Below are 12,823 nucleotides of genomic sequence, written 5' to 3'. Positions count from 1 at the left end.
GAGGTAGCATGGTTCAGATACCCGGCTTACGCTCCGGGCAGCGGCCGATGATATCTGCAGGCAGATCGCCGTTATCCTGTTCCAGCACCACGTCGAATCCCCACAGCTGATGCAGGTGTTTGAGCACCTCATGGCGTGAGTCGCCAAGGGGGATGCGGTTGTGGGGAACATAGCGCAGGGTAAGGGAACGATCCCCTTTTACTGCCACGTTGTAGACCTGAATATTGGGCTCCAGATTGCTGAGGTTGTACTGGGCCGACAAAGTATTGCGCACTTGACGATAGCCTTCGTCATTGTGAATGGCGGAGACCTTCAGATAGTTCTTCAGATCATCGTCATCAATGGCGAACAGCTTCATGTCGCGCATCACCTTCGGACTCAGGAACTGGCTGATAAAGCTCTCGTCCTTGAAGTTCTGCATGGCAAAATGCAGCGTCTCCACCCAGTTGCTGCCAGCGTAATCGGGGAACCAGTATCTGTCCTCCTCGGTCGGGTTCTCGCAGATGCGGCGCAGGTCGGTAAACATGGCAAATCCAAGCGCATAGGGGTTGATCCCCGAGTAGTAGCGACTGTTGTAAGCCGGTTGATAGACCACATTGGTGTGGCTGTGCAGCACCTCCATCATGAAGCGATCGCTCAGCTTGCCCTCGTCATAGAGGTGATTGAGGATGGTGTAGTGCCAGAAGGTGGCCCACCCCTCATTCATTACCTGAGTCTGCTTTTGCGGATAGAAGTACTGGCTGATCTTGCGCACGATGCGCACTATCTCGCGCTGCCAGGGCTCCAGCAAGGGGGCATTCTTCTCGATGAAGTAGAGAATGTTCTCCTGAGGTTCGGCGGGGTAGCGCCTGTCCTCGATACCGGCTGCTTTATGTTGCTTGGGCAGGGTGCGCCACAGCTCGTTGACCTGGGTTTGCAGATAATCTTCCCGCGCCTTCTGACGCCGTTTCTCCTCTGCCATCGAGATCTTCTGGGGACGCTTGTAGCGATCGACCCCGAAGTTCATCAGGGCATGGCAGGAGTCGAGCAACTGCTCCACCGCTTCGATACCATGCTTCTCTTCACACTGGGTGATGTAGTTCTTGGCGAACAGCAGGTAGTCGATGATGGAGGAGGCATCTGTCCATGCTTTGAACAGATAGTTGTTCTTGAAGAAGGAGTTGTGGCCGTAGCAGGCGTGGGCCATCACCAGTGCCTGCATCGGCATGGTGTTCTCCTCCATCAGGTAGGCGATGCAGGGATCCGAGTTGATGACGATCTCGTAGGCCAGCCCCATCTGGCCACGCTTGTAGTTGCGTTCGGTATGGATAAAGCGCTTGCCGAATGACCAGTGCTGATAGCCGATGGGCATGCCGACGCTGGAGTAGGCATCCATCATCTGCTCGGCGGTGATCACCTCGATCTGGTTGGGGTAGGTATCCAGCTTGTAGAAACGGGCGACCCGGGCGATCTCTTGGTGATAGGTCTCCAGCAGATCGAAGTTCCAGTCAGGCCCATCGTCCAGTGGCGCAACACGTTTTTCAGTTTCGATCATGTGACCTCCTCACGCCGCTTGCTTCTTGAACAGCTCCCGGAACACCGGATAGATATCCTCGACCTTGCGAATATGCTCCATCGCAAAGTGGGGGAACTGGCTGGCCACTGATTCATATTCGTGCCACAGGGTCTGGTGGGCACGGGTGGTGATTTCGATGTAGGAGTAGTAGCGCACCCTTGGCATGATGTCCCGCGCCAGAATTTCACGGCACTGCGGTGAGTCATCTGCCCAGTTGTCACCATCCGACGCCTGCGCCGCATAGATATTCCACTGGTTTGCCGGATAGCGTTCGTTAATGATGTCGTTCATCATCTTGAGCGCACTGGAGACGATGGTGCCGCCGGTTTCCTGGGAGTAGAAGAACTCGTGCTCGTCCACCTCCTTGGCCTGGGTGTGGTGGCGGATGTAGACCACCTCTACGTTCTTGTAGGTCCGGCTCAGAAACAGATAGAGCAGGATATAGAAACGCTTGGCCATCTCCTTGGTGGCCTGATCCATGGAGCCCGAGACGTCCATCAGGCAGAACATCACCGCCTGACTGGAAGGGACGGGACGTTTGACGAAATTGTTGAACTTGAGATCGAAGGTGTCGATAAATGGCACCGCATCGATCCGCCGTTTCAGCTCGCGGATCTCCTTCTCGAGCTGGGCAATTTCGGCAAAGTGTTCGTTGGGATCGGCGGCCAGCAGTGCCAGTCGCTCTTCCAGTTCATGCAACTGGCGCTTTTTGCCAGCTTGCAACGCCATGCGCCGTGCCAGCGAGTTTTGCAGCGAGCGCACCACGTTGATATTGGCGGGCACCCCGTTGGAGGTGTAGCCCGCCCGATAGGTTTTGACTTCCATCAGCTGATTGAGCTGGGTTTTCTGCAGCCTGGGCAGCTCCAGATCTTCAAACAGCAGATCGAGATACTCATCCTTGGAGATTTGGAACACGAAATCGTCCGCTCCTTCCCCCTGATTGGATGCCTGCCCCTCGCCGGAACCCTGTCCGCCGCCCCCTCCTTTGGGGCGGTCAATCTTGTCGCCGGAGACGAATTGATCATTGCCGGGATGCACCATCTCCCGTTTACCGCCTTGCCCCTGATGAAAATGGGGCTCGCCGATGTCCTTGGTCGGGATGCTGATACTCTCGCCCTTGTCTACGTCCTGAATGCTGCGCTTGGAGACAGCATCAGAGACCGCTTGTTTTATCTGCTTCTTGTAACGGCGGATGAAGCGCTGCCGATTGACAGCGCTTTTGTTTTTGCCGTTGAGCCTGCGGTCGATAAAATGCGCCATAACTCCCCCTTGAACAGTCAGGGTCAGGATGACTTGCGTACCCTGAGATACCATTCGGAGAGCAGTCGCACCTGTTTACGGGTGTAGCCTTTCTCCATCATCCGTTCGACAAAGTTATCGTGCTTCTTCTGCTCCTCGGCCGAGGTTTTGCTGTTGAAGGAGATAACCGGCAGCAGCTCTTCCGTGTTGGAGAACATCTTCTTCTCGATCACGGTGCGCAGCTTCTCGTAACTGGTCCAGTTGGGGTTACGGCCTGCATTGTTGGCCCGGGCACGCAGCACGAAGTTGACGATTTCGTTACGGAAATCTTTCGGGTTGCTGATCCCGGCGGGTTTTTCAATTTTCTCCAGCTCGCTGTTGAGGGACGCTCTGTCAAACAGCTGGCCGGTTTCGGGGTCACGGTACTCCTGATCCTGGATCCAGAAGTCGGCGTAGGTGACGTAGCGATCGAAGATGTTCTGGCCGTACTCTGAGTAGGACTCGAGATAGGCGGTCTGGATCTCCTTGCCGATGAACTCCACATAGCGCGGGGTCAGATAGCCCTTGATGAACTCAAGGTAGCGATCGTGCAGCTCTTGCGGGAACTGCTCGCGCTCGATCTGCTGCTCCAGCACATAGAAGAGGTGCACCGGGTTGGCGGCCACTTCCGCGTGGTCGAAGTTGAAGACGCGGGAGAGGATCTTGAACGCAAAGCGGGTAGAGAGACCATTCATCCCCTCGTCCACACCGGCGTAGTCGCGATACTCCTGATAGCTCTTCGCCTTCGGATCGGTGTCTTTGAGGCTTTCGCCATCATAGACCCGCATCTTGGAGTAGATGCTGGAGTTTTCGGGCTCTTTCAGCCGTGACAACACCGAGAACTGGCCCAGCAACTCGAGGGTACCCGGGGCGCATTTAGCCTCGGTGAGCTCGCTGTTAACCAGCAGCTTCTCGTAGATTTTCACCTCTTCCGACACGCGCAGGCAGTAAGGCACCTTGACGATGTAGACCCGGTCGAGGAAGGCCTCGTTGTTCTTGTTGTTGCGGAACTGCTGCCACTCGGATTCGTTGGAGTGAGCCAGCAAGATGCCGTCAAAGGGGAGGGCTGAGAGCCCTTCGGTACCGTTGTAGTTCCCCTCCTGAGTTGCAGTAAGCAGCGGGTGCAGCACCTTGATGGGCGCTTTGAACATCTCCACAAACTCCATCACCCCCTGGTTCGCCTTGCACAGCGCACCGGAGTAGGAGTAGGCATCGGCATCATCCTGGGCGAAGTGCTCCAGCATGCGGATATCGACCTTGCCGACCAGAGAGGAGATATCCTGGTTGTTGTCATCACCGGGTTCAGTCTTGGCGATGGCAATCTGATCGAGGATGGAGGGGTTGACCTTCTCCACCTTGAACTTGGTGATGTCGCCGCCAAACTCGTGCAGGCGTTTGGCAACCCAGGGCGACATGATGGGGCGCAGATAACGGCGCGGAATGCCGTACTCTTTTTCCAGAATTTCGCCATCCTCTTCGATGTCAAACAGACAGAAGGGGTGATCGTTGACCGGTGAGCCCTTGATGCGATAGATAGGCACCTTCTGCATCAGGGATTTGAGTTTTTCTGCCAGCGAGGATTTACCGCCGCCAACGGGGCCCAACAGATAGAGGATCTGTTTCTTCTCCTCCAGCCCCTGGGCGGAGTGTTTTAGGTAGGAGACAATCTGCTCGATCGCCTCTTCCATACCGTAGAAATCTTTGAATGCCGGATAGCGTGCCACGACGCGGTTGGAGAAAAGCCGGCTCAGTCTGGGGTTGGCAGAGGTGTCTACCATCTCAGGTTCACCGATGGCGGTCAGCAGACGTTCGGCCGCAGAGGCGTAGCAGGCTTTGTCCTGCTTGCACATATCCAGAAACTCCTGGATGGTGTACTCCTCTTCCCTTGCCTTTTCGTATCGCTGTTGGTAGTGCTCGAAGATGCCCATAACTTTGCCCTCGTTATAGTCGCTTGCCCTGAAAAAGTTGGATGACTGCTTTTGTGTTGTTTGCAATGTTAAGCCTAGTCAACAGCCCCCAGTAATCCATCAAGGTCGATTGGTTAAATGCGGAGGAAACCTGCCCGATCCTTGTGCGGGAGGGTCAGTCAACAACACACCTATGTTACTGACTGTTAAATTATTTTTGCCACGATAGTGAGGTAAATGTCAAAGACATAAAAAATAAATGTTTATTGGAAAGTGGAAACTGCCAGTGTTGCCTGAAAGGTGAACAGTAAAAGATGAGGCGGGGGTTGGCTTGCACAGATATGGATAAAAATATCATTACGTTCACGTCAACGTAAACTCAATGGGTTAGACTATTGGCTCTAATTTTTACATTGACGCTACATTATTGCTGCCCTAGATTGGCCATGTGTGAGCAGCGAGACGCTTTAGCAAGAGAGTGTATCGTGATCTCACCAAGCTCTGTTTAAGCACGTTTCCGTTGGCTTGACCCTCGCAATAGCGAGGGTCTTCTTTTTTCAGCTTGTGTGAGCCGTTGCGGGATGTAAGAGGTGTACGAATGGTCAGGCGTAGGCTTGCTCGACCGCCAGCAGCACGTCAGCAAATGGATGTTGGGCTAGCTGGCCGAAGCCGGCCAACGATCTTGCCTTGATTTTGCTGGTGAGCGGCGTGGTGATGCCGCACAGAAAGCGGGTGAGCATGCGAGCATCCTGTGAGCCAGCCTTGGCGATGAGTGGATCGCACCAGGCGCGGATCCCCGCATCATTTGGCATAGTCTGCAGGGGCAGGGGAGGCAGTACAGCAACCTCGCTACGACAAACCGAGCAGTGACCACACTGGGCTGGCGCCGCCTCATCTGCGAAATAACGGGCGAGACGGTGGCTCAGGCACTCATCCGAGGTGAAAAAGTCGAGCATGGCTTGCAGTCTGGCCAGCTCGCTCTGCTCTTTTTGCAGGAATAGAACGTGCAGTGCGCTGGCCTGTGCAGCGGGTTCCCAGTCATGGCGGTTGATCCGGTAGACCTCGGTCATCTGCTTGCTCTCAAGCTCGATCCAGCCCTGTTGCTGCAAATAGTCGAGGGCAGCGACCGCCCGTTGCCGCTCTCCTTGGTAACTCTGCCAGAGGGCATCGAAATCCATGGTGCACCAGCTGCGTGCCAGTGGCGCGCAGGCGAACAGCTGCTCCAGAAACTGACGTCGTTCCGGGTTGAAGCGGGCAAGAATGTCGCGCTTCTCCAGCACGAATTTGAAACGGTAGTCAGCGTAGTAGCTGTAGGCCGGGGTGATGATGCCCGCCATCTCCAGATAGACCAGCAGGGTTTTAAGCGGCAACTGGCGGATATTGGTATCGTTCGAGAGGCGCAGCAGGGGGAACTCCCACTCGGGTCCGCTTTGGCGGATCTGGCCGAGGAGTTGAACAATGGCGTTCAGATCGGGCGTATCGCCATAGACAAAGTTTTCCAGCACCGGCAGCTGGCTCTGGTTGGCCAGCACAATGCAGCGTGATGGCTGGCCATCTCGCCCGGCGCGGCCAATCTCCTGGCTGTAGTTCTCGATGGACTTGGGCAGGTCATAGTGGATCACCTGGCGGATATCGGCCTTGTCGATCCCCATGCCAAACGCGATGGTGGCGACGATGCAATCCACCTTGCTGCTCATGAAGTCGAGCTGGATCTGGCTGCGCAGCGCCGCATCGAGCCCGGCATGGTAGGCTCGGGCGTTGATCCCCCGTCTGGCCAGCACCTCGGCGCACTCCTCTGCCGTATGTTGCAGGGTGACATAGACGATGGTCGGTGCCCCTTGAGAGTGTGCCAGCGTCTGACAGAGCCATTCGCTGCGCGCCTCCGGTAGCATCGGGATGACGGACAAGTCGAGGTTGGGCCGGTAGAAGCCGGTGACAACCACCCCTTGCGGTTCAATGGCGAATTTGGCTTGCATGTCGTCAATAACGGCTGGAGTCGCGGTGGCTGTCAGCAGCAACACCTGCGGGATCTGCAACTCTTGGCGGTAGTCCGGTAGTTTGAGGTAGTCGGGGCGAAAGTTGTGTCCCCACTCCGAGATACAGTGCGCCTCATCGACGACCAGCAGCGAGAGCGGCACCTGCTGGATGAAGCGGCGAAAGCGCTCGTTCTTGAGGCGTTCCACCGAGATCATCAGGATCTTGAGCTGGCCAGCCAGCGCCTGTTGCATCACCTGTCGGCTCTCTTCCGGACTCTGGCTCGAGTCGAGAGTGGCGGCGCTGATCCCCTTGCTTTTAAGGAAGGCGAGCTGATCGTGCATCAACGCAATCAGGGGCGAGATCACCAGCGTCAGGTGGGGTAGGGCAAGGGCGGGCAGCTGATAGCAGAGGGATTTGCCAGAGCCGGTGGGGAAGATGGCGATAGCACTCTGGCCAGCCATGATCCGGTTGATGACCGCCTCCTGGCCAGGCCGGAGACTGGAGAAACCGAAGTGTCGGGTCAGAAGGGAGGGGATCATGGCAAGGCTCCGCAGCAAATGGTGGATGATACCACAGTTGGCCATCCGCCCGGGTGTTGATAAAACGAACAAAAATGGATGGTTACTCTGTTGTTGTGTTTTTGTTGCGGTTATTTGTGCCGGATACTGGATATTTTTTGGTAGGTCTCTGGAAAAAAGCGGTGGTGAATGGGATATTCCGTCATGCAATCCGGTGACCGGCGGATCGGCCCGACAGAAGGCTGGCCGCAGGCAACCCGTCAGAACGGAATCATGCTGGCGGGAGGGTTGCAGACAGGACTCATGAATCGAGCACTACGGTGCCTAGGGACTTTTTTGATGACACAACAACACCCCCTCCTTCGGCTGGTCAATAGCACCAGTCTGGTCAGCCAGATCCTGGTTGGTCTGGTTTTCGGTATCTTGCTGGCGATGTTTGCCCCCGAGTGGGCCAAAACGGCAGGTCTGCTTGGCAGCCTGTTTGTGGGCGCACTGAAAGCGGTGGCCCCGCTGCTGGTATTCGTACTGGTCATGGCAGCCATCATTGGTCACAAGCAGGGTCAGAAGACCAACATGCGACCGATTTTGCTGCTCTATCTGTTTGGCACCTTCTCTGCGGCCGTGGTCGCGGTGATTGCCAGCTTCCTCTTTCCCTCCGATCTGCATCTGGTGGCCAATACGGCCGAGATCACTCCACCTGGCGGCATCACCGAGGTGTTGCAGACCCTGCTGTTCAACGTGGTAACCAACCCGGTGAAGGCGCTGATGGATGCCAACTATATCGGTATTCTGGCGTGGGCCATTGGTCTGGGCATCGCCATGCGCCATGCCAACGAGAGCACCAAGGCGCTGATCACCGATTTGTCCCACGGCGTCTCGGCCATCGTGAAAGCGGTGATCCGCTGCGCGCCGCTCGGGATCCTGGGTCTGGTCGCCTCCACCCTGGCGGAAACCGGCTTTGACGCCCTGTTTGGTTATGCCCAACTGCTGATGGTGCTGATCGGTTCCATGCTCTTTATCGCCTTCGTGGTCAACCCGCTGATCGTGTTCTGGAAGATCAAGCGCAACCCTTATCCGCTGGTGCTGACTTGCCTCAAAGAGAGCGGTGTGACCGCCTTCTTTACCCGCAGCTCTGCGGCCAATATCCCGGTCAACATGGCGCTGTGTGAAAAGTTGCGTCTGCCGGAGGATACCTATGCGGTCTCCATTCCGCTGGGCGCCACCATCAACATGGCGGGTGCAGCCATCACCATTACAGTGCTCTCCATGGCGGCGGTGCATACCCTGGGTATGGAAGTGGATCTTGCAACGGCGGTGCTGCTCTCCGTGGTCGCAACCATTAGTGCTTGTGGCGCGTCCGGCGTAGCCGGTGGCTCCCTGCTGCTGATCCCGCTCGCCTGCAGCCTGTTTGGTATCGGCAACGATATCGCCATGCAAGTGGTTGCCGTCGGCTTTATCATCGGCGTGCTGCAAGATTCGGCGGAAACGGCGCTTAACAGCTCCACCGACGTGCTCTTCACCGCAGCGGCCTGCATGGCCGAAGATGAAACCCTGCTGGAACCTGCCGCGCTGCCCAGTAGCGAAGCCTGATTTCAGCCTCACTGGCTAATGCGTTTTTTTGGCGCCCTCTTCGGAGGGCGCTTTTTATTGCCTCAATTTTGCCTGGTTTCGTGGGTTTGCCACAACTATGTGGGGCTTGGCAAATGGATAGACAGACAGTCAGAAGGCTGTTGCGTAGTGACGGGTGGGGATGTGTTTACCCCACAGGGCGAGATAAAAACGGGTTCTTATGATGTGGGAGGAGGGCTGTGATGGCACAGATATGCAGTAGTGCAGGGAGCTTGGTTAACCGGGGCAACTGAGTAAAGGAGCTGGGATTTCCAGAGAAGAACGCAGAATGACGCAATAAAAAAACCAGCCGTTGCCGGCTGGTTTTTGACTATCGGAGGCGGGATTAACCGACCAGCTGATAGAGGATGGCGGAGATGGCTGTCAGGCCCATCACGGTCACGAAGACGTTGCTGATGTGGCCCTGATACTTCGCCATGGCCGGGACGCGCTTGATGGCGTACATCGGCATGATGAACAGGATGGTCGCTATGATGGGGCCGCCCAGCGATTCAATCATGCCCAGGATGGAGGGGTTGGCAATGGCAGTGCCCCACAGGGTCAGGATGAAGAAGGCGATGATGAACATCTCGACTTTCTTGGCGTTCGGCTCTTTGCCGGATTTGCGCATGTTCTGCACGATCATCCCTTTCAGACCTTCACGGGCACCCAGATAGTGGCCGAAGAAGGAGGAGACGATGGCGACGAACGCAACTAGCGGACCGAAGTAGGAGATGATGGGGCTCGCATGCTGGTTGGCCAGATAGGAGAGCACGGCGATGTTCTGGGCTTTGGCTTCAGCCAGCTGAGCCGGTGTCAGGCTCATCACGCAGGAGAAGACGAAGAACATCACGAAGCCCAGCAGCACCATGGCGGTACGCTTGAGGATGGCATCGGCTTTCTCGACGGCCTGATCACCGTGGTCGCGGCGCTGGGCCAGCGAAAAGCTGGAGATGGCCGGGCTGTGGTTGAAGGAGAAGACCAGTACCGGGATGGTCAGCCACAGAGTGACGGCGAAATCCTTGGCAGAAGGCACTTGCTCCAGAGCGGCGCCAGTCCAGTCCGGGATCAGGTAGAGGGAGATACCGGCCAGGATGGCGATCAGCGGGTAGACCAGTACTTCGGTCACTTTCAGCATCAACTTTTCGCCTGCCAGCATCACGGACATCATGCCCATGATCAGCACAATGGAGAGGATCCAGCGCGGCGGTGCACTCATCTGCAGCTGGTTGACCATGAAGCTTTCCACGGTGTTGGTGATACCCACGCCGTAGATCAGCACGATAGGGTAGATCGCGAAGAAGTAGAGCAGGGTGATCAGCTTGCCTGCACCGGCACCAAAGTGCTCTTCTACCACCTCCGTGATATCCGCATTGGGCTTTTTGGAGGAGAGAACGAAACGGGCCAGACCACGGTGAGCCAGGTAGGTCATCGGGCCAACCAGCAGCGCCATCACCACCAGTGGCCAGAAGCCGCCCATGCCTGCGTTGATCGGCAGGAACAGGATGCCTGCGCCAACAGCAGTACCAAACAGGCTGATAACCCAGGTTGAATCTTGTTTTGTCCAGCCTTTACTCTGGACGAAGCTCGTGCCTTGCTTCTTTACGGTCGCGACATCCTGTGCGCCAGTGACAGTATTTGACATCTATCTCACCCCGAATTGTGGTTCTTATTAAGTCGGCGGCAAGGATACGGTTTTTTTAATCAAAAATGTTGATCAAATTCATCTTTAACAGACGAAAACCCCGAGTTTCTTATAGAAACGTGATCAAAACAGTAAAAAATCAATTTTTGTTTATCATTTGGCACGTTAGTTTAATGTTAATGATTAAATTCCGCTCTGCCAGAAGTTGTCAAATTGTTATCGCTCGAGGTGCTGGGCCAGCTGGCAGATCATGCTGGCTGTGGCTCCCCAGATGTAGTGCTGTTGCCAAGGGATCCAGTAGACGGTGTGCTGTTTACCCGCCCGAACAAAGGTGAGGGCGATATGATTGCGGCGATCGAGCAGGTGGTTTAACGGTACCTCAAAGGCATGCTCCACCTCATCTGCACTCAATTCGAGGGGGTAGTCGGCATCGAGCAGAGCCAGTACCGGCAGCACCTCGAAGCGCGAGATGGTATTGAGCGGATTGAGGGTGCCGATCACCTGCACGAGATGAGAGGGGATGCCGAGCTCCTCTCTGGTCTCCCGCAGCGCGGTGGCGATGAGATCCTGATCATCGGGGTCCTGACGCCCGCCCGGAAAGCTTATTTGCCCGGCATGATGGCGCAGCCGGGCACTGCGGCGGGTGAGCAGCAGGTGAAGGCCATCGCAGCGCTCCACGACAGGCACCAGCACCGCCGCCGGGCTGAGGCCGGCGATGGCAAGGCGATGTGCAGGCGCCGGCCGTTGCAGGGAGAAACGGGTCAGCAGTTCGTGGCGATCCATGGCGTAACGTGGTTCCGTGGCAGTTTATCCGGGGCTCAAGCTCACAGTGCGGTGAGCAGTGGCAGAATGCGGGCGACCTTGTCATAGGTCTCCTGATATTCGCTGTCGGCATCGGAGTCGGCGATGATGCCACCTCCAGCCCAGCAGTGCAGACGGCCCGCTTCGGCAATCAGGGTGCGAATGCAGATGCTGGTGTCCATCCGGCCATGCTGGCTGAGGTAGCCGATGCTGCCGCAGTAGGCGTTGCGTCGCTGGGGCTCCAGCTCCTCGATGATCTCCATGGCGCGGATCTTGGGCGCACCTGTGATGGAGCCACCCGGGAAGCAGGCGCGCAGCAGATCGACCCCTTGCCAGCGGCTATCGAGTTCGCCATGAATGGTGGAGACCAGATGGTGCACTGCCGGAAAGGACTCTACCGCAAAGAGGTGAGGGACGCTGACCGAGCCCGGCCTGCTCACCCGCCCGATATCATTGCGCAGCAGATCCACGATCATCAGATTCTCTGATCTGTCCTTGTCCGCCTGTGACAGCTCTTGGGCTATATCCAGATCGATGGCTGGATCAGGATGGCGCGGGCGGGTGCCCTTGATGGGCTTGGTCTCGATATGGCGACCATCGAGCAGCAAGAATCGCTCGGGGGAGAGGCTTAAAATGGCGCTGTCCGGCAAGCGCAAAAAGGCAGAGAACGGCGCCTTGTTGGCTGCCGCCAGCGTGCAGTAAGCCTGCCACTCATCGCCCTGATAGGGGGCACTGAAGCGCTGGGTCAGGTTGATTTGGTAGCAATCTCCCGCCGCGAGGTACTCCTGAATGCGGGCAAACTTCTCGCCATAAGCTTCCCGGCTCATGTTGCTTTGCCAGCTGCCTTGCAGGTGGAATGGCGGTGCCGGCTCGGCCACTTGCTGCTCGAGCCAGGCGATACGTCTGGCAAGACCCGCTTCATCTCCCCAGTGCACCAGTTGCCAGGCGCCGGTCTCGACGCTGCGCAGCAGCGCCCAGTCATAGATCCCCACCGCCATGTCGGGCACCTTGATATCGGCGGCAGCCTGACTTGGCAGCTGTTCAAAGTGGCGGCCCAGATCGTAGCCAAACAGCCCGAGTGCGCCGCCTATAAAAGGCAGTTTACTGTCGTGTGCGACCGGTTGGCCAAGCAGTTGCTGCTGAAGTTCGGCCAGCAGGGTGAGGGGGTCGCCATGATGCTCTTTTTCTATATTGCTGCTGCGCACCGTGGTGAGCTGGCCGCAGGTTTGGAGAGTGGCCAGCGGATCGGCGGTGATGATGTCGAAGCCATTGTCGGCACCAAGTGGCCCGGCTGACTCCAGCAGCATGGCCCACGGCTGATGTTGCAGCCGTGCAAATAGCGCGTGGAGAGGAGTGTGATGATCTGGATAATGGATATGCAGTGATGGCGTCATTTTATGTTACACAGGCAACAGTTTGATTCCCGAACCCTAGTCGGTGCTGGTGGGCAAGCGTATCATAGGTGTCGGTGACTAAAGAAAAAACTGCTGTGCTTCAGGTTTTTTGCTGACCGATAGTGTTTGGTTTGCGCCTC

General features: G+C 56.7%; 8 protein-coding genes. 1 reads left to right on the top strand and 7 read right to left on the bottom strand.

The annotated features are described in order from the left end of the window. Nucleotides 1–13: 13 nt before the first annotated feature. The 4 genes from WE862_RS15200 to WE862_RS15185 form a co-directional block, all read right to left on the bottom strand. Complete coding sequence (locus WE862_RS15200) at nucleotides 14–1,534, bottom strand: SpoVR family protein (RefSeq protein ID WP_042030882.1); 1,521 nt, start codon at nucleotides 1,532–1,534, stop codon at nucleotides 14–16. 9 nt (nucleotides 1,535–1,543) lie between these two features. Then, the gene (locus WE862_RS15195; protein ID WP_042030883.1) at nucleotides 1,544–2,815 is read right to left on the bottom strand and encodes a YeaH/YhbH family protein; all 1,272 of its coding nucleotides are present in this window, start codon (nucleotides 2,813–2,815) and stop codon (nucleotides 1,544–1,546) included. A gap of 23 nt (nucleotides 2,816–2,838) precedes the next feature. Further along, on the bottom strand, nucleotides 2,839–4,761 hold the full coding sequence (locus WE862_RS15190) for a PrkA family serine protein kinase (protein ID WP_033113275.1): 1,923 nt from the start codon (nucleotides 4,759–4,761) through the stop codon (nucleotides 2,839–2,841). Nucleotides 4,762–5,342: 581 nt separating this feature from the next. Continuing rightward, nucleotides 5,343–7,256: a RecQ family ATP-dependent DNA helicase gene (locus WE862_RS15185; RefSeq protein ID WP_042031055.1), complete on the bottom strand. Its 1,914-nt coding sequence runs from the start codon at nucleotides 7,254–7,256 to the stop codon at nucleotides 5,343–5,345. 318 nt (nucleotides 7,257–7,574) lie between these two features. Between WE862_RS15185 and sstT the strand changes: the two genes are divergently transcribed. Then, nucleotides 7,575–8,825 (top strand): serine/threonine transporter SstT, encoded by a 1,251-nt coding sequence (gene sstT / locus WE862_RS15180; protein WP_042030884.1) that lies wholly within the window; start codon nucleotides 7,575–7,577, stop codon nucleotides 8,823–8,825. A 364-nt stretch (nucleotides 8,826–9,189) separates the two neighbouring features. On the opposite strand, the gene WE862_RS15175 is transcribed toward sstT, so the two are convergent. From WE862_RS15175 to pabB, 3 genes are all read right to left on the bottom strand, one after another. Further along, entirely contained in the window at nucleotides 9,190–10,488 is a 1,299-nt protein-coding gene (locus tag WE862_RS15175; protein ID WP_042030885.1) for a serine/threonine transporter, read from the bottom strand. Nucleotides 10,489–10,704: 216 nt separating this feature from the next. Further along, the gene (locus WE862_RS15170; protein WP_042030886.1) at nucleotides 10,705–11,271 is read right to left on the bottom strand and encodes a CoA pyrophosphatase; all 567 of its coding nucleotides are present in this window, start codon (nucleotides 11,269–11,271) and stop codon (nucleotides 10,705–10,707) included. A 41-nt stretch (nucleotides 11,272–11,312) separates the two neighbouring features. After that, entirely contained in the window at nucleotides 11,313–12,596 is a 1,284-nt protein-coding gene (pabB, locus tag WE862_RS15165; RefSeq protein ID WP_042030887.1) for an aminodeoxychorismate synthase component I, read from the bottom strand. Nucleotides 12,597–12,823 lie beyond the last annotated feature (227 nt).

The organism is Aeromonas jandaei, from assembly GCF_037890695.1.
In the GTDB taxonomy this organism is placed as follows: domain Bacteria; phylum Pseudomonadota; class Gammaproteobacteria; order Enterobacterales; family Aeromonadaceae; genus Aeromonas; species Aeromonas jandaei.
Note: the sequence above shows the minus strand (reverse complement) of the source record. Positions and strands in the feature narration are given on the sequence as shown.

Excerpts from the sequence above, each read along its gene's own strand:
- WE862_RS15200 (WP_042030882.1), bottom strand. The coding sequence starts at position 1,534 with ATGATCGAAACTGAAAAACGTGTTGCGCCACTGGACGATGGGCCTGAC.
- WE862_RS15195 (WP_042030883.1), bottom strand. The coding sequence starts at position 2,815 with ATGGCGCATTTTATCGACCGCAGGCTCAACGGCAAAAACAAAAGCGCT.
- WE862_RS15190 (WP_033113275.1), bottom strand. The coding sequence starts at position 4,761 with ATGGGCATCTTCGAGCACTACCAACAGCGATACGAAAAGGCAAGGGAA.
- WE862_RS15185 (WP_042031055.1), bottom strand. The coding sequence starts at position 7,256 with ATGATCCCCTCCCTTCTGACCCGACACTTCGGTTTCTCCAGTCTCCGG.
- sstT (WP_042030884.1), top strand. The coding sequence starts at position 7,575 with ATGACACAACAACACCCCCTCCTTCGGCTGGTCAATAGCACCAGTCTG.
- WE862_RS15175 (WP_042030885.1), bottom strand. The coding sequence starts at position 10,488 with ATGTCAAATACTGTCACTGGCGCACAGGATGTCGCGACCGTAAAGAAG.
- WE862_RS15170 (WP_042030886.1), bottom strand. The coding sequence starts at position 11,271 with ATGGATCGCCACGAACTGCTGACCCGTTTCTCCCTGCAACGGCCGGCG.
- pabB (WP_042030887.1), bottom strand. The coding sequence starts at position 12,596 with ATGCTGCTGGAGTCAGCCGGGCCACTTGGTGCCGACAATGGCTTCGAC.